Raw genomic sequence first — 18,654 nt, 5'->3', positions numbered from 1 at the left:
CATCATGAGCCAAGACAGCGCTGCCGAGAAGAACGTGCCGGTGATAGAGCTTCGCCATGTGGACAAGCACTACGGCGACCTCCACGTCCTGCGCGACGTGAGCCTGACCGTGGCCCGGGGCGAGGTGCTCGTTGTGATCGGGCCCTCCGGCTCCGGCAAGTCGACCCTGTGCCGCACCATCAACCGGCTCGAGACGATCGACTCCGGCGAGATACTCATCGAGGGCGAGCCGCTCCCGCAGGAGGGGCGCGAGCTCGCGCGCATGCGCGCGGAGCTCGGCATGGTGTTCCAGCAGTTCAACCTCTTCGCCCACATGACGATCCTCGACAACGTGACGCTCGGTCCGCGCGAGGTCCTGGGACAGGGCAGGGAGGAGGCCGAGAGGTACGCGATGGAGCTCCTCGAGCGCGTGGGCGTCGGCGAGCAGGCGCACAAGGTGCCCGCGCAGCTCTCGGGCGGCCAGCAGCAGCGCGCGGCCATCGCGCGCTCGCTCGCGATGCGCCCCAAGGCCATGATGTTCGACGAGCCCACGAGCGCGCTCGACCCCGAGATGATCAACGAGGTCCTCGACGTCATGGTCGAGCTCGCGCGCGGCGGCATGACGATGGTCGTGGTGACGCACGAGATGAGCTTCGCCCGCCGCGTCGCCGACCGCGTGGTCTTCATGGCGGACGGCCAGATCGTCGAGGAGGGCTCCCCCGACGAGTTCTTCGACCATCCCAAGACCCAGCGCGCCCGCGACTTCCTCGACTCGATCAGGGGGCACTAGCATGGCGAGAAGACCGGTCGTGCTCGTTGCACCCCGATGGGTCCCCGAGTCCGTCGCGGGGTCGGAGCGCATCGCCCCCCAGGAGGCCATCGCCGACTGCTTCGTCGACGCCATCCTCGCCGCCGGGGGCCTCCCGCTCGTCATGTCGCTCACGGACGACGAGGGGGTCATCGACTCGTACCTCGAGCTCGCCGACGGCGTCGCCGTGCCCGGCGGCCCCGACGTCAACCCGCGCCGGTGGGGGAGCGACATGGACTACGACCCGGCCCTGCTCTGCGAGCAGCGCGACGCGTTCGAGTTCCCGCTCGTCCGGCGCGCCCTCGCGGCGGACCTGCCGCTGCTCACGACCTGCCGGGGCACGCAGCTCCTGAACGTCGCGCTCGGCGGGACGCTCTGCATGGACGTGCCGAGCCTCGGGGCACCCGAGGGTATGGCCCAGTGGCGCCATGCCGGCATCCTGAACGGCGTCTGCCACCCCGTCGACGTCGAGGAGGGGTCGCTGCTGTCGCGCGCCCTCGGCGGCGTCACGCACGCCCAGGTCAACTCCGCCCACCACTGCTGCGTCGAGCGGCTGGGCGAGGGCGTGAGGCTCGTGGCCCGCGCGACCGACGGCGTCCCGGAGGGCATCGAGGTCCCGGGCAGGCGCTTCTGCGTGGGCGTGCAGTGGCACCCCGAGTACACCTGGCGGACCCTGTCGACGGACTTCGCGCTCTGGCGCTCGTTCGTGGAGGCCTGCCGCTAGGCCCTCTCGACGGTCCTTATCGCCCGGCGTTCTCGCGGCGTCTCGCATGCCGCGAGAACGCCCCTGCGCACGGATTCGCCGAGCATGTCGCTGCGCACGGATTTAAGCCAAGGAGGACTCGTTTCGTGCGCCGGGGCATGCTCGGCGACACTGCGCTCACGCGCATGCCCGCCGTGTCCCGGCAGGGCCTGACGCGATAAGAACGCGCCGACCGGAACGCCGCTACGCGCGGATTGCCGGACGGCGCACGTGGGTTGCGCGGACTCGCGCACGCGCTATCGAACGAAGTGGTAGGCGATCCTCGGCGTGCCGTCGTCGCAGATGATGGTGCCGCGCCGCACGAAGCCGCACCTCTCGAGGGCGCGCTGCATGGGGACGTTGTCCTCGTGGGTGTCCGCGCGGACGTTGTCGTGGTGCTCGCAGAGCCACGAGAGCATGTGCGAGCCGAGGCCTCGTCCCTGCTCGGCGCAGGCGAGCCGGTGCATGACCCAGTAGGGATCGTCGTTCAGCCAGGGCTCGCCGGCGATCGCGGCATAGGTGCGGTCGGGCCCGGGGAGCACGCTCATGCAGGCGACGGCCCCCCTGCCCTCGTCGAGCACCCAGAGCCAGCCGCCCGCGAGGTCGCGCTCGGCGTGCGCGCGGGAGGGATAGCCCCCGACCCACTGGGTGAGGTTCCCTGTCGAGCGCATGAAGGCGCGCGCGGCGTCATAGACGCCCATCACCGCGCCGAGGTCCCCCTCGGTCGCACGTCGGATGGCGCCCGTCACTAGAAGGGCCTCATGGAGAAGGTCTTCTCGCACGACTGCCCGGGCTCGAGCGTGATGGTGCCGCGCTTCTTCTCGAAGACGTCGGACTCGTCGTAGGCCGTCGCGCAGCCGACCCAGGGCTCGATGGCGACGAACGGCGCCTCGGGCGAGGAGGTCCACACGCCGAGGTAGTCGAAGCCGTCGAAGGAGACCTCGACGCCGTGCCCGGAGGGGCCGACGAGCCTCACGCCGCGCCCCGGGACCTCGACGAAGACCAGGGTCAGGAGCCTCGCTATGAGGTCGTGGGAGAGCCGCAGGCGGTCGGAGTCGCGGAAGAGCTCGTGCGTCTTGGAGAAGTCGTGCAGTCCGGCGGCGTCGATCGTGGGGACCTCGGCGGTCCAGGCCTCGGGGAACACGAGCTCGTAGTCGGAGAAGGACTCGCCCTCGCATCCGGGGGCGGGGACGTTGAAGGCGGGGTGGCCGCCCAGCGTGAAGGGTAGGGGCACGTCGCCGGCGTTGGTGACCGCGAAGGTCTGGGAGAGCGTCCCGTCCTTGACGGCGTAGGTCATGTTGAGGCGGAAGTCGAAGGGATAGGCCGCGCGCGTCTCGTCGGTGGAGGCGAGCTCGTAGGTCACGCTCGACGGGGTCTGGGCGACGACGGCGTGGTCGTAGAGGCGGGCGATGCCGTGGCGCTGGAGGCGGACCTCGCCCTGGGCGCTCGTCGCGCGGTTGTCGCGCAGGCAGCCGACGATGGGGAAGAGCACGGGGGCGCGGCGCGGCCAGAACCGCTCGTCGCCCTGCCAGAGGTACTCTCCCGCGTCCGTGCGCAGGCTCATGAGCTGGGCCCCCGTCGCGTCGACGCTCGCGGTGACGTGGCCGTCAGAGATGGTGGTGATGGCGCCCATGTTCTTCTCCCTTCGTTCCCTATCTCTCAAAACCTTATCCGTTCCTGACTGAATTGTTGCGCGAATCTTGCCGAATGGGGCGGTTGGCGCCGCTAGCGGGGTGATGTGGCATAATAGCACCTGCTGAGCCCATCCGCGTTCCGGGCGGATGGCCGCGCCGTTGCGTCAAAGGGGCGGTCGGGGACCGCTTTTTCCAAGGAGGTACGCATGATCATCGAGGAGCTTCTGCGATACGGCATCGCGCACACGGAGGAGAAGACCGTCATCGACGCGTCTCCCGCCGTCCTCATCGAGACCGCGGTCGAGCGCGGCGAGGGCGAGCTCACGGGAACCGGCTCGCTCTCCGTCATCACCGGCCAGTACACGGGCCGCTCGCCCAAGGACCGCTTCATCGTCGACACGCCCGACGTGCACGACAAGATCGCGTGGGGCAGCGTCAACGTGCCGTTCTCCGTCGAGAACTACAACAAGATCAAGGCCGAGGTCATCGGCCACCTCTCCGAGCGCCGCCTCTTCGTGGTGCACGGCCTCGCCGGCGCCGACCGCCGCTACTCCCGCAAGATCTGCGCCATCTGCGAGCTCGCGAGCCAGGCGCTCTTCGTGCACCAGATGCTCGTGCGCCCCACGCAGAGCGAGCTGCGCGACTTCGGCGAGGCGGACTTCGTCGTGATGGCCGCCCCCACGCTCAAGCTCGACCCCGAGGTCTACGGCACCCACTCCGAGGCCGCGGTCCTCATCAACTTCCAGGAGCGCACGATCCTCGTCGTGGGCACCCAGTACTCCGGCGAGATCAAGAAGTCGATTTTCTCGGTCATGAACTACCTGCTGCCCGTCGAGGACAACGTGCTCACCATGCACTGCTCCTGCAACATGAACCCGCGCTCCCACGGCACCACGGTCTTCTTCGGCCTCTCCGGCACCGGCAAGACCACCCTCTCCGCGGCCGACGACCGCCTGCTCATCGGCGACGACGAGCACGGCTGGGCCGAGGACAAGGTGTTCAACATCGAGGGCGGCTGCTACGCCAAGACCATCGACATCACGCCCGAGACCGAGCCGCAGATCTGGAACGCCATCCGCTTCGGCTCCATGTGCGAGAACGTCGTCATCGACCCCGACACCCGCGAGGCCGACTACTTCGACACCTCCCTCACCGAGAACGGCCGCGTGGCCTACCCGGTCGAGTTCGTCCCCGGCGCCGTCAAGAAGGGCCGCGCCAAGCGCACCCCCGACGTCGTGATCTTCCTCACCGCCGACGCCTTCGGCGTGCTGCCCCCGATCGCCAAGCTCGACCGCAACGCGGCCATGTACCACTTCATGACCGGCTTCACCTCCAAGGTCGCCGGCACCGAGCGCGGCATCAAGGAGCCCCAGCCCACGTTCTCTTCGCTCTTCGGCGAGCCGTTCATGCCGCTCGACCCCAACGTCTACGCCCAGATGCTCGGCGAGAAGATCGATAAGGGCGGCGTGCGCGTCTACCTCATCAACACCGGCTGGACCGGCGGCCCCTACGGCACCGGCAAGCGCATGAAGCTCGCCTACACCCGCAAGATGGTCGAGGCCGCCCAGTCCGGCATCATCGACGACTGCGAGTTCGTCCACGACGAGCGCTTCAACCTCGACGTGCCCACCACCTGCCCGGGGGTGCCCTCCGAGCTCCTCAACGCCCGCAACACCTGGGAGGACCGCGCGGCCTACGACGAGATGGCCGAGAAGCTCGCCCAGATGTTCGTCGACAACGCCGAGAAGCGCCTCACCACGATGGCGCCCGAGGTCCGCGCCGCCGGCCCCAAGCCCATCATGGGGAAGTAGCCCCCCTTCGATGCGCGTCGGTCCCGCCTGGGACCGAGATGGCGCCGCCCGTCCCGTCCGGGGTGGGCGGCGCCTTTTTCGTCGTGTGGATGATGTACTATGCATGCATATCACATGATGAAAGGAGCTGAGATGCCCGCACTGCAGATCAGGGACCTCCCGCAGGGGACCTACGACGCGCTCAAGTGGCGCGCGGAGCGCGAGCACCGGAGCCTCGCCCAGGAGGCGACCGTCGCCATCGAGGAGCACCTGCGGCTGGTTCCGGGGGGCGCCGCGCGCGAGCGTGCGCTCACGGAGGAAGAGGAGCGTCAGGCGCGCATCGCAAGGCGCGAGGCGCTCTTCGCCGAGATACGCGCGCTTCCCAAGGTGGAGATGCCCGACGACTTTCCGAGCGTCGTGGAGATAATCCGCGAGGGGAGGGAGGAGCGCCTTGCTTATCTTGGATGCTAGCGCCGGATGCGCGCTTTCCCTCGGCTGGCCTGAGGGAAAGAAGTTTGAGCAGCTGATGTATGAGGGGGAGCGAGCGCTCGCGCCGCAGCTCTATATCGCAGAGATTATCCATGTCTTCCAGAAGCACGTTCGCGGCGGCAAGATGGCCGCGGGTGACATGCAGGATAATCTGGCGCGGGCGCTTCGACTGGTTGACGAGTTCGTTCCCATGGAAGACCTCTGCCCAGAGGTGCTTTCCGAGTCGGTCCGCCTGCGCCATTCGAGCTATGACATGTTCTACCTCGTGCTGGCAAGAAGGACGGGCGGAACGCTTCTCACCATTGACCGGCGTCTCGTCAAGCTCGCGCTCGAGAACGGCGTGAGCTGCGTGTGCGGGGAGCGCCTTGGGGGCGGAGAGCCCTGGACCATCCGCGCGGACCTCGAGGAGGGGCCCGGCCGGGCGTACGCGCGCGACGAGCTGCTGGGGCGGGGCTGAGGCCCGAATCGGCACGGAAAGGGGCCCGGAGGCATCAGCCTCCGGGCCCCACGTTCTTATCGGCTGTTCTTCTCGCGCCGGTTCTTCTCGCCGTGCGCCGTGAGCGCTACTCGGCCATCTGCGCCTGGACGGCGGTGATGGCGACGACGCCCACGATGTCGTCGGCGGAGCAGCCGCGGGACAGGTCGTTCACCGGCTTGGCGATGCCCTGCAGGATGGGGCCGTAGGCGTCCGCCTGGCCGAAGCGCTGCACGAGCTTGTAGCCGATGTTGCCGGTCTCGAGGTTGGGGAAGACGAGCACGTTGGCGTGGCCGGCCACGGTGCTCTCGGGGGCCTTGAGCTGGGCCACGGAGGGCACGATGGCGGCGTCGAGCTGCAGGTCGCCGTCAACGGCGAGCTCGGGCGCCTTCTCCTTGGCGAAGGCCGTGGCCTCCTGGACCTTCTTGGCAGTGTCGCCGCCGGCCGATCCCATCGTGGAGTAGGAGAGCATGGCCACCTTGGGCTCGACGTCGCCCATGAAGGTCTTGAAGGAGTTCGCGGAGGCGATGGCGATCTCGGAGAGCTCGTCGGAGGTCGGGTCGATGTTGAGGCCGCAGTCGGCGAAGACGAGCGTGCCGTCAGCGCCGAACTCGGGGGTCTTGGTGCACATGACCATGAAGGCGGAGACGAGCTTGGTGCCCGGGGCCGTCTTCAGAATCTGCAGGGCCGGGCGAAGCGTGTTGGCGGTGGAGTGGCAGGCGCCGGAGACCAGGCCGTCGGCGTCGCCCATCTTGACCATCATCGTGCCGTAGTAGGTGGCGTCCATCATCTGCGCGCGGGCCTGCTCGATGGTCACGCCCTTCTTGGCGCGCAGCTCGGCGAACTTCTGGGCGTAGGCCTCGTGCTTGGGGGCGGTGGGGCTCTTCGGGTCGATGACGGTCACGCCCTCGACGTCGATCGTCGCGGGGTCGCCCAGGATGACGAGGTCGGCGAGGCCCTCCTCGACGATCTTGCGGGCCGCCTCGAGGGTGCGCGGGTCCTCGCCCTCGGGCAGGACGATGGTCTTCTTGTCCGCCTTGGCGGCGGTCTTCATCCGTGTGAGAAAGTCGCTCATGTTCTTCCCTTCGATAGCCGCGAAACGCTCACATTCTAGCGCGCTCGCCCCTCGATTGTGTGAGAATCGGCGGGGAGGGTGCGGGCACGAGACCATTATAGGGACGAGGTGCTAGAATCTATCGCACGATTGGGCGAGCGGAGCGCGCTCGCCCCGCCGCAGCGGCGGCACGCGAGTATCTGACGGCTGAGAGGACGTGTATGGGTATCGAAAACGGTCTGCCCGCTGGGTTCAATCCGGACAGCTATGACGCCATCGTCGTCGGCGCGGGATACGCCGGCGCCGTGTGCGCGCGCCGCCTCGCGGAGTCCTGCGGCTTCAAGGTCGCCATCCTCGAGCGTCGCGACCACATCGCCGGCAACGCGTACGACTACTACGACGAGGCGGGCGTCCTCGTGCACAAGTACGGCCCGCACATCTACCACACCATGAGCGAGCGCGTGAACCAGTTCCTCTCGCGCTTCACCGAGTGGACCGACTACCAGCACAAGGTGCTCGCCAACATCCACGGCACACTCATGCCGGTCCCCTTCAACCACCGCTCTCTCAAGCTCGCCTTCGGCGAGGAGAAGGGCGAGCGGCTCTACCAGAAGCTCGTTGCGACCTTCGGCGAGAACAAGAAGGTCCCCATCATGGAGCTTCGCGAGAAGAACGACCCCGAGCTCGTCGAGGTCGCCGACTACGTCTTCGAGAATGTCTTCCTCTACTACACGATGAAGCAGTGGGGCCAGACGCCCGACCAGATCGACCCGTCCATCACCGGGCGCGTCCCCGTCTTCGTGGGCGACGACGACCGCTACTTCCCGGGCGCCCCCTTCCAGGGCATGCCGGCGGAGGGCTACACCGTGCTCTTCGAGCACATGCTCGAGCATGACCTCATCTCGGTCTTCCTCGGCGTCGACGCCCGCGACATCCTCAAGGTGTCCGACATGAGCGTCTCCGTGTGCGGCAAGCCCTATGGCGGCGAGGTCATCTACACCGGCCCGCTCGACGAGCTCTTCGACCTCGACCTCGGCGCGCTGCCGTACCGCACGCTCGACATGGTCTTCGAGACGCTCGACCAGGACCAGTTCCAGCCCGTCGGCACCGTCAACTACACCACGAGCGAGGACTTCACCCGCATCACCGAGTTCAAGAACATGACCGGCCAGGTCCTGCCCGGCAAGACCACCATCATGAAGGAGTACTCCAAGGCGTACACGCCCGGCTCGGGGGAGACTCCCTACTACGCCATCCTCGAGGACGCCAACCGCGAGCTCTATCGCCGCTATCGCGAGCGCGTCGCCGGCGTGGTGAACTTCCACTGCGTGGGCAGGCTCGCCGAGTACCGCTACTACGACATGGACGGCGTCGTGGCGTCGGCGCTCGAGCTCTCCGACGAGCTGGTCTCCCAGCACAGCTAGCGCGGATGGCGGGCCCCTCGGGGCCCGCTCCCGTGATGTACCTGCGGCGGGCCGAAAAGGGCCCGCCTCCCATGACCCGAAGGGCCCCGATGAACAAGACCATCACCTTTGGCATCCCCTGCTACAACTCGGCCGCGTACATGGACCACTGCATCGAGTCGATCCTCGAGGGCACGGGGTATGCCGAGGACGTCCAGATCGTCATCGTCGATGACGGGTCGACCAAGGACGAGACCCCCGCGAAGGCCGACGAGTGGGCGGCGCGCTACCCGTCCCTTATCAAGGCGGTCCACCAGGAGAACGGCGGCCACGGCGTCGCCGTCATGAAGGCCGTCGCCAACGCCGACGGCGTCTACTTCAAGAACATCGACTCCGACGACTGGGTCGACGGGGAGGCCGTCATGGCCCTGCTCGAGCAGCTCCGTCGCTTCATCAGCCTCGGCGACCACGTCGACCTCGTGATCACCAACTACGTCTACGAGCACGTCGAGGACGACACGCAGAACGTCGTTGACTACCATCACGTGCTGCCGCGCGGGAAGGTCTTCACCTGGAACGACATGGGCCACTTCATGATGTGGCAGTACCTGCTCATGCACGCGCTCACCTACCGCGTTGACACCCTGCGCGAGGCCAACCTCCAGATGCCGCCGCACACCTTCTACGTGGACAACATCTACGCCTACGTGCCGTTCCCCAAGTGCCGCAGCATCTACTACCTCGACGCCGACGTCTATCGCTACTTCATCGGTCGCGAGGACCAGTCCGTGAACGACAAGGTGCTCACGAGCCGTGTGGACCACTACTGGCGCGTCGCCCGCATCATGATGCACGCCTATCACGTCTACGACGACATCTCCTCGGCGAAGCTGCGCAGCTACATGATGAACTACTTCACGATCATCATGGCCATCTGCTCCGTCTTCTCCAAGAAGAGCGACCGCGAGGACGCCATGGACGAGCTGCAGTCGCTCTGGGACGAGCTCAAGGCCTACGACAAGCGCATGTACCGCCGCGCGCGCCACGGCATCGTGGGCATGGCGACCAACCTCCCCGGCACCGTGGGCCGCTCGCTCACGCTCGCCGGTTACAAGGCGGCCCAGAAGCTCGTGAAGTTCAACTAGGCTCTCCGTCGCCTGGCCAAACGCCCGCCCTTCTCCCCAGATCGGTGCTTCGCAGAAGCCGCCGGGCGAGAAGGGCGGGCGTTCGGGCGTCGGCCGATGCCGCCTCACGTCGCAGCGGCATTTTGCCGCGTGGTGTCTTGGGCGGGTCGGCGGCGCCGGCCCCAGGCTCTTGCGAAGCCGGGCACGCTGCGGCCCCTTTGCGGCGCTCAGATGCGGAATTGCGCATCAGCTCGTACTCAGATGCCGAACTGAGTGCGGGCCCGTACTCAAATCCGGAACTGAGCATCGGCCCGCGCTCAAATCCGGAATTGAGCGCGGCGGCGCTGCCGGTTCGGCACTCAGATGCGGAACTGAGCGTAAGCGGGGCCTGACGTGGCGCTCAGATGCGGAACTGAGCGCGAGCCCGTACTCAAATCCAGAAATGAGCACGACGGCATGCGGCGCCCGGGCGGGGGAGCGGAGCGCCGGGGTCGGAAGGCGGTGCGAGGGCGCGCCTAGAGGTCGCGGGCGGCGGGGTAGCCGTAGGCGGTCTCGGCCTGGCGCGCGCCGTCGGCGATGGCGCGCCCGAGCGCGCGCGTGGCGAGCGAGCCCACCACGTCCACGGGTGCCTCCACCGCGCCCGTGGCCATGACGAAGACGGTGTCGCCGTCGTTGGTCGTGTGGGTGGGGGAGATGGCGTGGGCGTAGGCGTCGGCCGCCATCTGGGCGACCTTGGTGGCCTGTGCCTTGGTGAGCCGGGCATTGGTGACCACGCAGGAGATCGTGGTGTTGGTCCGCTCGAGCGGCATGCTCGCCGAGCCGCCGAGAAGAACGTCGAGGGTCCTCGCCAGCCCGCCCGTCTCCCCGCGCATCCCGGCGATCGTCTCCCCCGAGTCGGGGTCGCGAACGTCGCCGCAGGCGTTGACGGCGGAAACGGCGCCGCAGACGAGCTCGCCCGCGCGCTCGACGTCCTCCCCGAGGCCGCCCTTCATGGCGCGGTCGGGCCCGGCGAGCTTTCCGACGGTGCACCCGGCTCCGGCCCCGACGTTGCCGCGTGCGAGCGGGGCCCCGGGGCAGTCGAGGGCGCGAACGCATGCGGCGCGCCCGTCATCGGCCGTGGGCCGCACGCTCGGGTCCCCGCAGGCGAGGTCGAACAGGCACGCACCGGACACGATGGGCACGCGCGCCACCCCCACGTCGAGCCCGATTCCGCGGCGCTCGAGCTCGTCCGCGACGCCGCATGCCGCCGCAAGCCCGAAAGCGCTTCCCCCGGAGAGCACGACGGCGTGGAGCACGTCGACGGTCTCCTCGGGGCGGAGGAGGTCCGTCTCGCGCGTTGCGGGGGCCCCGCCGCGCACGTCGACGCCACCCGTGGCGCCCTTCGGGCAGACGATGACGGTGCACCCGGTCCCTGCCGCCTCGTTGGTTGCGTGGGCGGCGAAGACGCCCGGGATCTGCGTGATGCTAGGCATGGGGCCCTCCCAACCTGATGGATTCCGCGACGGGGTCCGCCCCGTCTGACATGAGCCTGCCGAGCTCGCGCACCAGGCGGGCGACGGGCAGCCCGACGACGTTGGGGTAGTCCCCGTCGACCCGTCTCACGAGCATTCGCCCGGCCCCCTGGATGCCGTAGGCGCCCGCCTTGTCGAGCGGCTCGCCCGTGGCGACGTAGGCCGCGACCTCAGCCCCGGTGAGCTCCCAGAACGTGACGTCCGTCGTCTCGACGAAGCGCGTCTCCGCTATGGGCTCTCCGCCCGGGGCGAGCCTCATCGCGCAGACGCCCGTCGAGACGTGGTGCGTGCGGCCCGAGAGCTCGCGCAGCATGGCCGCCGCGTCTGAGGCGTCCGAGGGCTTCCCCAGGGCCTCGTCGCCCATCCACACGATGGTGTCCGCCGCGACGAGCAGGTCGTCCCGAACCCCCGCCTCCAGGCTCGCCCGGACCGCCTCGGCCTTCTCGGCGGCGAGCCGGCCCACCAGCTCGACGGGGGTCTCGTCCGGCAGGCGGGACTCGTCGATCTGGGCGGGGATGATGGTGAGCTCGAAGCCCGCGTCCGCCAGCAGCTCGCGGCGGCGCGGGGATTGTGAGGCGAGTATCACGCACGACCTCCTGTCCGTGTCACGTTGCGTGTCCCATTGTAGGGCCGCCCCCGCGTTTGCACGAGCAAACGCGGCGCGATCTGCCGCGTTTTCCCAGTTGGCCCCCAAGGGGACCCGTGATTGCCCTCGCGTTTGCACGAGCAAACGCGGAAGGGGCCGTAAAACAAAAAAGCGGGGGCCCGAGGGCCCCCGCCGGCAGCGCCTGGCGCAGCTGCCTACTCCACGACGATGGCGGAGACGGGGCAGTTGTCAGCAGCCTCCTGGGCGGCGTCCTCGGCGTCCTCGGGGACGTCCTCCTCGATGGCGACGGCGACGCCGTCGTCAGAGATGGAGAAGACGTCGGGGCAGGTGCCCTCGCAGAGCCCGCAGCCGATGCAATCCTCGTTGACCGTAGCCTTCATGTTGATTCCTCTCTCTAGCCTGGGCCTGGGCCCCTCGCCCAGGTTCATTCTGTTTTTACACGTTTCGCGCCGCGCGCGCAACTGTTTGTCGTCCGGGGGCAGAAATGACGGCTAACGGTCATGAGCTGCGCTTTATTCCTACCAGATAGGTAGTGTTAAGCAGCCGCGTCATGCCGCTTGCCGGGCGCGCCTCACGTGCGCTCGAGCAGCGTCACCGTCTCCACGTGATACGTCTGGGGGAAGAGGTCCACCGGCGTCACGCGAACGGGCGAGAAGGTCCCGGCCTCGCCAAAGCGCGCGAGGTCGCGAGCCAGGGTCGCCGGGTCGCAGGAGACGTAGGCTATGGCCCGGGCGGGCTGCTCGGAGAGCCGGCGCACCACGTCCGCGGAGAGGCCCGCGCGAGGAGGGTCGACCACGATCACGTCGGCATCCGTGTCCGGGAACTCCCTGCCCGCGTCCCCCCCGATTGGGTCGACGTTGTCCAGCCCCGCGGTCTCGAGGTTGCGCCGCAGGTCGCGTACCGCCGGCCCGTAGGACTCCACGGCGGAGACGAAGCCGGCCCTCCGGGCGAGCGGGAGCGTGAAGGTGCCGGCGCCGCAGTAGAGGTCCATGGCCTCCTCGTCATCACGCGGGTCGAGGGCGGCCATGACGAGCTCGACGAGCCGCTCGGCGCCGCGCGTGTTCACCTGGAAGAAGGACGGGGCGGAGACGCGCATGCGCTCGTCCCCGACGAGCTCCCCCCACGAGCCGGCGCCGGAGAGGCACTCCACGCCCGCGATGCGGCGCGCCTTGGCGGGGCCCTTCTGCATGACGCGCACCACGGAGGTGGGCCTGAGGGCGTCCTCGAGCACCTTTGCCGCCTGGGCGCGTGGGAAGGCCCCGGGACGGTCCCAGAGGGCGACCTCGACGTCGCGCGTGCGCCGCGAGACGCGGATGCCCACGCGCTCGAGGTCGAGCCCATGGCTGTTGGAGAGGTAGGAGAGCGCGCCGGCGACGGACTTGACGGCACCGGCGTGCGCCTTGTCGAGCAGCATGCAGCCCTTGACCCGCACGACCCCCTCGCCGCACGCGGCGTGCATTCCGAGCGCGACGCGACCGCGATCCCGGGAGACGGCGAGCTCGACCTTGTTGCGATACCCCCAGGGGTCGCCCGCGGACTCGAGCGGGGCGACGAGCTCCTCGGCGCGCGCGTCGCCCATGCGCCCCACGCGCGAGAGCGCGTCGACGACGCAGGCGCGCTTGGCCGCAGCCTGCGCGTCGCGCGAGAGCGCCGCCCACGGGCAGCCCCCGCAGGCGCCCGCGTACGGGCATGCGGGCGTGACGCGGTCGGGGGAGGCCTCCAAGACCTCGGTCGCGCGGGCATGGGCCCAGCGGTCCTCCTCGCGGTCCACCACGGCGCGGACGCGGTCGCCCGCGACCGCCCCGGAGACGAAGACGGCCCGCCCGCCGCCGTCATGGGCGACGGCGTCCGGGCCATAGGTCATGCGCTCGCAGACGAGCTCGAGCTCCTCGCTCACTCGTCACCTCCGCCGAAGAGGGTGCCGAAGGCCTGGCCGAAGAGGGACAGCGCGCGGCCGACGCGGCCCTTGCGCCGCGCCGGGGCCGGGCTCGGGGCGGGGCGGGGGGCAGGCGCGGGCGCCGCGGGGGGCTCCGGCGCGGGGACGGGGGCCGCGTCGGCGGCCGCCCCAGCGGCCTCCTCGCCCGGCTCCTCGGCAGCCACCGCGTCCTCGACGGGCGTGAGCGCCGGGGCCGCCTCGGGCTCGGGCTCGAAGCGGTCCGCCTTCGCGGCGGCCGCGCGCTCCTCGACGGCCGCCCTCGCGCGCTCGTAGGCCTCCTTGAGGAGGACCTCCTGGCAGATGACGCGCGGGTCGTCGGGGCTGGACTCGACGCGCGCCCAGGTGCCGTCGGCCGTGAGCTGGCGCGCCTTGACGTTGTCCGAGAGCTGGAGCTCGATGAAGTGGCGGACGATCTCCGAGCAGGCGGGGTCGCGCACGGGGTAGGCGATCTCCACGCGGCGCTCGGTGTTTCTCGTCATCATGTCGGCGCTCGAGAGGTAGATCGTGTCCGAGTACTCGCCGAAGGCGTAGATGCGCGCGTGCTCGAGGAAGCGGCCGGCGATCTGGCGCACCACGAGGCCGTCGGTCTTGCCCGGGACGCCCGCCTTGATGCAGCAGATGCCGCGCACGATCATGACGACCTTGACGCCGGCCTCGCAGGCCTCGGAGATCTTGTCGATGACGTCGCGGTCCGTGAGCGAGTTCATCTTGAAGAAGACGCGCGCCGGCGCGCCCTCGCGGGCGCGGGCGATCTCGCGGTCGAGGCCGCGCATGACGAGCGGCTTCAGGCCCACGGGCGCCACGCCGAGCTGGCGATAGGTGCCGCGGAGGTTGCCGAGGGAGAGGTTGCGGAAGAACGTGTTGCCGTCCGCGCCGATGCCCTCGTCGGCGGTGAGCAGCATGAAGTCGGAGTAGAGCGTCGCGGTCTTCTCGTTGAAGTTGCCGGTGCCGAGGCACGTGATGCGGCGGATGCCGTCGCGGTCGTGATAGGTGATCTGGCAGATCTTGGAGTGGCACTTGAAGCCCTCGGAGCCGTAGATGACGGTGCAGCCGGCGTCCTCGAGGCGCTCCGCCCAGGCGATGTTGTTGGCCTCGTCGAAGCGGGCGCGCAGCTCCATGAGGACGGTGACGTCCTTGCCCGCCTCGGCGGCGCTGATGAGGCTCTCGCAGAGGTGCGAGCTCTTGGCCACGCGGTAGAGCGTGATCTTGATGGAGATGCACGCGTCGTCGGCGGAGGCCTCGCGCACGAGGCGCAGCAGCGGCGTCATGGACTCGTAGGGGTAGGTGAGCAGGACGTCGTGGTCCTCCACCTGCCCGCGCATCGGGCGCGAGAGGTCGACCATGGGGGAGATCTGCGGCTCGAAGGGACGGTAGACGCAGGCGGTGTGAACGTGGTCGGGGATGTGGGGCTCGAGCCCGTAGACGTACCCGAGGTCGATGGGGCGCTCGAGGTGGAAGATCCGGCGAGGCTCGAGCGAGAGCTCGCCGGCGACGAGGTCCTCGAGCTTCTTGCCGAGCTTGCCGCGGATCTCCAGGCGGACGGGCTGGAGGCGCTGGCGGAGCTTGAGGACCTTCTTCATGTGCTGGCGGTAGTCCTCCTCCTCCTCGACTCCCTCGCCGTCGGGGTCGATGTCCGCGTTGCGCGTGACGCGCAGCACCGCGGAGCGCTTGGGGACGTAGTCTCCGAAGCACTGGTCGAGCGAGGTCTCGAGGACGTCCTCGAGCAGGGTGTAGCGCCAGGTCTTGGGCCCGGAGGGCAGCGCGACGACGCGTGCCTCGGTGCGCGGCACCTCGATGATGCCGAGAAGGCCCGTCTCGTCGACGCCGTCGAGCGAGCAGGCCACGAAGAGCCGCCCGTTCCTCAGGTTGGGGAAGGGGTGGCGCGGGTCGACGATGAGGGGGGAGATGATCGGCGCGAGGCGGCGCTCGAAGTGCCGGCGCACGGCGGAGCGGTCCTCGTCGGTGTACTCGGCGGGGGAGACCCGCACGAGGCCCTTCTCGGCGAGGAGCGACTCGACCTCGGCGAGGCCGCGCTCGTGACGCTCCACGAGGGCGGGCAGGGCCTCGAAGATGCCGTCGAGCTGCTCGGCGGGCGTCTGGTTGGACTTGTTGTCGCGCGGCTGGTTCTTGAGCGAGGCGAGGTCGGAGAGGCCGCCCACGCGGATCATGAACCACTCGTCGAGGTTGGACTCGACGATCTCGCAGAACTTGAGGCGCTCGAAGATGGGGACGTCGGGGTCGTAGGCCTCGTCGAGGATGCGGTCGTCGAAGCGCAGCCAGCTGATCTCTCGGTTCTGGGTGTAGGAGAAGTCGCGCTTGCCGTCCTTGTCCTTGCCGGCGTACTTCTCGGCGGCCTTCTCGAGCTCCTTCTCGCGGCGTGCCGTCTTGGCGCCCTTCTTGACGTCCTGGTCTGCGGCGTCTCTCGTCTTGTCCTTGCTCATCGCGAACCTTTCAACAGCGTTGTGGTGTGAGCCTACCTCACGGCTATTCTCACATAGTACCGCTTGCGCGGCGCCGCTCCGCGCCTGCGACCGTTAAGGTTGTGCAAAGCGCCCCGTTCTGCCGAGTGCGTCGGCGAGCGGCGGGGAATACAATGCTCTCCTCAGCAAACCAGCGACGGGCCGCGCCCGGAAGGAGAAGAACATGTCCGTGAGCCTCTCTGGGCGGAGCTTCCTCAAGCTCCTCGACTTCACCCCTGACGAGATCCGCTATCTGCTCGACCTCTCCGCCGACCTCAAGGCCAAGAAGCGCGCGCACGAGCCGCACCGCTATCTCGAGGGCAGAAACGTCGCCCTCGTCTTTGAGAAGACCTCCACGCGCACGCGCTGCGCGTTCGAGGTGGGCGCCGCGGACCTCGGCATGCACGCCGTCTACCTCGACCCCTCCGCGAGCCAGATCGGCAAGAAGGAGTCCATCGCCGACACGGCGCGCGTGCTCGGCCGCATGTTCGACGGCATCGAGTACCGCGGCTTCGGGCAGGAGCGCGTTGAGGAGCTCGCCGAGTACGCGGGCGTTCCCGTCTGGAACGGTCTCACCACGGAGTTCCACCCCACGCAGATGCTCGCCGACGTCCTCACGATGGAGGAGGAGTTCGGGCGGGGCGGCATGGCCGGCCGCAAGGTGACCTTCATGGGCGACGCCGGCAACAACGTGGGCAACTCGCTCATGGTGGTGTGCGCCAAGCTGGGGATCGACTTCTGCGCGTGCGGCCCTGCCGAGCAGATGCCCTCCGCCGAGCTGGTCGAGACGTGCCGCGCGATCGCCGCCGAGACGGGCGCCACGATAGCTCTCACGGCGGACGTCGAGGAGGGCGCCCGCGGCGCGAGCGTCATCTACACCGACATCTGGGTCTCCATGGGCGAGTCCGCCGACCTCTGGGGCGAGCGCATCCGCCTGCTCTCGCCGTACCAGGTGAACGCCGAGCTCATGGCCAAGGCGGCTCCCGACGCGATCTTCATGCACTGCCTGCCGAGCTTCCACGACCGCAAGACCACGATCGGCGAGGAGGTCTACCAGAAGTTCGGCCTGGCCGAGCTCGAGGTGACCGACGAGGTCTTCGAGGGGCCGCGCAGCCGCGTCTTCGACGAGGCGGAGAACCGCCTGCACAGCATCAAGGCCGTGATGTACGCGACGTTGAAGTAGCCGTACGCTCGGCCAGCGTACGGCGGACACCCGCCTCGCACGCAAATCCGGAACTGAGTAGGGGCCGGTGCTCAAATCCGGAACTGAGCGCCGCGGCGGGCCCGTTGCGGCGGCACGCGAGGATGTCGGCCCCCCGGCCGGCCACGCTCACGCAGGTCGAGGTCGCGCGCCGCCCGCAAGGCCCCGTAGCCCGGCGCTCAAATCCGAATCTGAGCACGGGCCGCCGCTCATTTCCGGAACTGAGCACGTCGTCGCGCTCAGTTCCGGATTTGAGTGGCGGCCCGTGCTTCCCGACCGCGTCACATCGAGTCTGTGCGCGCGGACCGCAGGACGCGGCGGAACCCAGGGTGTCGCGTGAGGCGCGGGGCCTCAGGCTCGCCTAGTAGACCATGCCCATGGCCTCGCGGACCTCGTCGAGGGTCGCGGTCGCGATCTCGCGGGCGCGGCGGTTGCCCTCGTGCAGGACGTCGGCCACGTAGCCCATGTCCTTCTCGATCTCCGCGCGGCGCTCGCGGATGGGGGCGAAGTAGCCGTTGACGGCCTCGGTCACCACGCGCTTGAGCTGGCCCGCGCCGCCCATGCCGATCTCCTCGGCGATCTCTTTCGGGTCGCGGCCGGTGCAGATGCCGGCCGTGGTGAGAAGACCGGAGATCTCCGGGCGGTTCTCGGGGTCGAAGGTGATGTTGCGCTCGGAGTCGCTCTTGGACTTCTTGATGAGCCTTGCCGTCTCCTCCGCGGTCATGGAGATGGAGATCGCGTTGCCGTAGGACTTGCTCATCTTGCGGCCGTCGAGGCCGGGAAGCAGCGGCGTGGAGGTGAGAAGGCCCGTCACGTCGGGGAAGACCTTGCCGTAGCGCTCGTTGAAGCGGCGGGCGATCTTGGAGGTGATCTCGATGTGGGGGAGCTGGTCGCGGCCCACGGGCACGATGTTGCCCTTGCAGAAGAGGATGTCACAGGCCTGGTGCACGGGGTAGGTGAGCAGAAGCCCCGTGAGCGCGTGGCCGGAGGCCTCCTGCTCGGCCTTGACGGTGGGGTTGCGCTCCATCTCGGCCTCGGTCACGAGGGAGAGGAAGGGGAGCATGAGCTGGTTGAGCTCGGGCACCGCTGAGTGCGTGAATACCATCGTCTTGGCCGGGTCGATCCCGCAGGCGAGGTAGTCGATGACCATGTTGTAGACGTTGTCGCGGATGTGCTCGGTGGTGTCGCGGTCGGTGATGACCTGGTAGTCGGCGATGATGATGTTGGTGCGCACGCCCATGTCCTGCAGGCGCACGCGGTCGACGAGCGTGCCGAAGTAGTGACCGAGGTGGAGCCGGCCCGTCGGGCGGTCGCCCGTGAGCATCGTGTAGTTCTCGGGATGGACGAGAAGGTCGGCGTGGACCTCGTCGCTCCTGCGCTTTGCGGCCTCGTAGCTACCCTCGTTGGGCATGTCTTCCCCCTTCGTCGCGCCATGGCGCGTC

17 protein-coding genes are annotated in these 18,654 nt (G+C 68.9%); 8 read left to right on the top strand and 9 right to left on the bottom strand.

The window, feature by feature from the left end:
• Positions 1-4 precede the first annotated feature (4 nt).
• Together ACULPM_RS04945 and ACULPM_RS04940 are read left to right on the top strand one after the other, a co-directional pair.
• Positions 5-769, top strand: a complete 765-nt coding sequence (locus tag ACULPM_RS04945; RefSeq protein ID WP_445331457.1) for an amino acid ABC transporter ATP-binding protein — start codon at positions 5-7, stop codon at positions 767-769.
• 1 nt (position 770) lies between these two features.
• Positions 771-1,511 carry a gamma-glutamyl-gamma-aminobutyrate hydrolase family protein gene (locus ACULPM_RS04940; protein WP_167931118.1) on the top strand — a complete coding sequence of 247 codons (741 nt, stop codon included), beginning with the start codon at positions 771-773 and terminating at the stop codon, positions 1,509-1,511.
• A 275-nt stretch (positions 1,512-1,786) separates the two neighbouring features.
• On the opposite strand, the gene ACULPM_RS04935 is transcribed toward ACULPM_RS04940, so the two are convergent.
• The gene (locus ACULPM_RS04935; RefSeq protein ID WP_445331456.1) at positions 1,787-2,278 is read right to left on the bottom strand and encodes a GNAT family N-acetyltransferase; all 492 of its coding nucleotides are present in this window, start codon (positions 2,276-2,278) and stop codon (positions 1,787-1,789) included.
• Positions 2,278-3,162, bottom strand: coding sequence for an aldose 1-epimerase family protein (locus ACULPM_RS04930; RefSeq protein ID WP_167931120.1), 885 nt, complete (start codon positions 3,160-3,162; stop codon positions 2,278-2,280). Before ACULPM_RS04930 ends, ACULPM_RS04935 begins: the two co-directional genes overlap by 1 nt.
• A gap of 207 nt (positions 3,163-3,369) precedes the next feature.
• Here ACULPM_RS04930 and pckA point away from each other — a divergent pair, with 207 nt between their 5' ends.
• From pckA to ACULPM_RS04915, 3 genes are all read left to right on the top strand, one after another.
• The gene (pckA, locus tag ACULPM_RS04925) at positions 3,370-4,974 is read left to right on the top strand and encodes a phosphoenolpyruvate carboxykinase (ATP) (protein ID WP_167931121.1); all 1,605 of its coding nucleotides are present in this window, start codon (positions 3,370-3,372) and stop codon (positions 4,972-4,974) included.
• A gap of 132 nt (positions 4,975-5,106) precedes the next feature.
• The gene (locus tag ACULPM_RS04920; RefSeq protein ID WP_445331455.1) at positions 5,107-5,424 is read left to right on the top strand and encodes a FitA-like ribbon-helix-helix domain-containing protein; all 318 of its coding nucleotides are present in this window, start codon (positions 5,107-5,109) and stop codon (positions 5,422-5,424) included.
• Entirely contained in the window at positions 5,414-5,899 is a 486-nt protein-coding gene (locus tag ACULPM_RS04915; protein ID WP_445331454.1) for a type II toxin-antitoxin system VapC family toxin, read from the top strand. Before ACULPM_RS04920 ends, ACULPM_RS04915 begins: the two co-directional genes overlap by 11 nt.
• Positions 5,900-6,005: 106 nt before the next feature.
• Here ACULPM_RS04915 and pta read toward each other — a convergent pair whose 3' ends face one another.
• Entirely contained in the window at positions 6,006-6,992 is a 987-nt protein-coding gene (gene pta / locus ACULPM_RS04910; protein WP_167931124.1) for a phosphate acetyltransferase, read from the bottom strand.
• 200 nt (positions 6,993-7,192) lie between these two features.
• On the opposite strand from pta, the gene glf reads away from it, so the two are divergent.
• Both glf and ACULPM_RS04900 read left to right on the top strand, forming a co-directional pair.
• Positions 7,193-8,395, top strand: a complete 1,203-nt coding sequence (gene glf, locus ACULPM_RS04905) for a UDP-galactopyranose mutase (protein WP_167931125.1) — start codon at positions 7,193-7,195, stop codon at positions 8,393-8,395.
• An 89-nt stretch (positions 8,396-8,484) separates the two neighbouring features.
• On the top strand, positions 8,485-9,519 hold the full coding sequence (locus tag ACULPM_RS04900) for a glycosyltransferase family 2 protein (protein ID WP_445331453.1): 1,035 nt from the start codon (positions 8,485-8,487) through the stop codon (positions 9,517-9,519).
• A 494-nt stretch (positions 9,520-10,013) separates the two neighbouring features.
• Here ACULPM_RS04900 and ACULPM_RS04895 read toward each other — a convergent pair whose 3' ends face one another.
• The 5 genes from ACULPM_RS04895 to ppk1 all read right to left on the bottom strand — a co-directional run bounded on the left by ACULPM_RS04895 (position 10,014) and on the right by ppk1 (position 15,993).
• Entirely contained in the window at positions 10,014-10,970 is a 957-nt protein-coding gene (locus ACULPM_RS04895) for a P1 family peptidase (protein ID WP_445331452.1), read from the bottom strand.
• Positions 10,963-11,595, bottom strand: coding sequence for a Maf family protein (locus ACULPM_RS04890; RefSeq protein ID WP_445331451.1), 633 nt, complete (start codon positions 11,593-11,595; stop codon positions 10,963-10,965). The genes ACULPM_RS04895 and ACULPM_RS04890 overlap by 8 nt, the downstream gene beginning before the upstream one ends.
• Positions 11,596-11,810: 215 nt before the next feature.
• On the bottom strand, positions 11,811-11,996 hold the full coding sequence (locus ACULPM_RS04885; protein WP_075280240.1) for a ferredoxin: 186 nt from the start codon (positions 11,994-11,996) through the stop codon (positions 11,811-11,813).
• 191 nt (positions 11,997-12,187) lie between these two features.
• A complete protein-coding gene (rlmD, locus tag ACULPM_RS04880) occupies positions 12,188-13,480 on the bottom strand; it encodes a 23S rRNA (uracil(1939)-C(5))-methyltransferase RlmD (protein ID WP_167931134.1) in 1,293 nt (430 codons plus the stop codon).
• 29 nt (positions 13,481-13,509) lie between these two features.
• Positions 13,510-15,993 (bottom strand): polyphosphate kinase 1, encoded by a 2,484-nt coding sequence (gene ppk1 / locus ACULPM_RS04875; RefSeq protein WP_445331450.1) that lies wholly within the window; start codon positions 15,991-15,993, stop codon positions 13,510-13,512.
• A 202-nt stretch (positions 15,994-16,195) separates the two neighbouring features.
• On the opposite strand from ppk1, the gene argF reads away from it, so the two are divergent.
• Entirely contained in the window at positions 16,196-17,194 is a 999-nt protein-coding gene (gene argF / locus ACULPM_RS04870) for an ornithine carbamoyltransferase (RefSeq protein WP_445331449.1), read from the top strand.
• Positions 17,195-17,573: 379 nt separating this feature from the next.
• Here argF and trpS read toward each other — a convergent pair whose 3' ends face one another.
• The gene (trpS, locus tag ACULPM_RS04865; RefSeq protein WP_445331448.1) at positions 17,574-18,623 is read right to left on the bottom strand and encodes a tryptophan--tRNA ligase; all 1,050 of its coding nucleotides are present in this window, start codon (positions 18,621-18,623) and stop codon (positions 17,574-17,576) included.
• Positions 18,624-18,654 lie beyond the last annotated feature (31 nt).

This window comes from Thermophilibacter sp. ZX-H3, from assembly GCF_052599055.1.
Note: the sequence above shows the minus strand (reverse complement) of the source record. Positions and strands in the feature narration are given on the sequence as shown.

Coding starts and splice junctions, on each gene's coding strand:
- ACULPM_RS04945 (WP_445331457.1), top strand. CDS start 5: ATGAGCCAAGACAGCGCTGCCGAGAAGAACGTGCCGGTGATAGAGCTT.
- ACULPM_RS04900 (WP_445331453.1), top strand. CDS start 8,485: ATGAACAAGACCATCACCTTTGGCATCCCCTGCTACAACTCGGCCGCG.
- ACULPM_RS04940 (WP_167931118.1), top strand. CDS start 771: ATGGCGAGAAGACCGGTCGTGCTCGTTGCACCCCGATGGGTCCCCGAG.
- pckA (WP_167931121.1), top strand. CDS start 3,370: ATGATCATCGAGGAGCTTCTGCGATACGGCATCGCGCACACGGAGGAG.
- pta (WP_167931124.1), bottom strand. CDS start 6,992: ATGAGCGACTTTCTCACACGGATGAAGACCGCCGCCAAGGCGGACAAG.
- ppk1 (WP_445331450.1), bottom strand. CDS start 15,993: ATGAGCAAGGACAAGACGAGAGACGCCGCAGACCAGGACGTCAAGAAG.
- rlmD (WP_167931134.1), bottom strand. CDS start 13,480: ATGACCTATGGCCCGGACGCCGTCGCCCATGACGGCGGCGGGCGGGCC.
- trpS (WP_445331448.1), bottom strand. CDS start 18,623: ATGCCCAACGAGGGTAGCTACGAGGCCGCAAAGCGCAGGAGCGACGAG.
- ACULPM_RS04885 (WP_075280240.1), bottom strand. CDS start 11,996: ATGAAGGCTACGGTCAACGAGGATTGCATCGGCTGCGGGCTCTGCGAG.
- argF (WP_445331449.1), top strand. CDS start 16,196: ATGTCCGTGAGCCTCTCTGGGCGGAGCTTCCTCAAGCTCCTCGACTTC.
- ACULPM_RS04920 (WP_445331455.1), top strand. CDS start 5,107: ATGCCCGCACTGCAGATCAGGGACCTCCCGCAGGGGACCTACGACGCG.
- glf (WP_167931125.1), top strand. CDS start 7,193: ATGGGTATCGAAAACGGTCTGCCCGCTGGGTTCAATCCGGACAGCTAT.
- ACULPM_RS04895 (WP_445331452.1), bottom strand. CDS start 10,970: ATGCCTAGCATCACGCAGATCCCGGGCGTCTTCGCCGCCCACGCAACC.
- ACULPM_RS04930 (WP_167931120.1), bottom strand. CDS start 3,162: ATGGGCGCCATCACCACCATCTCTGACGGCCACGTCACCGCGAGCGTC.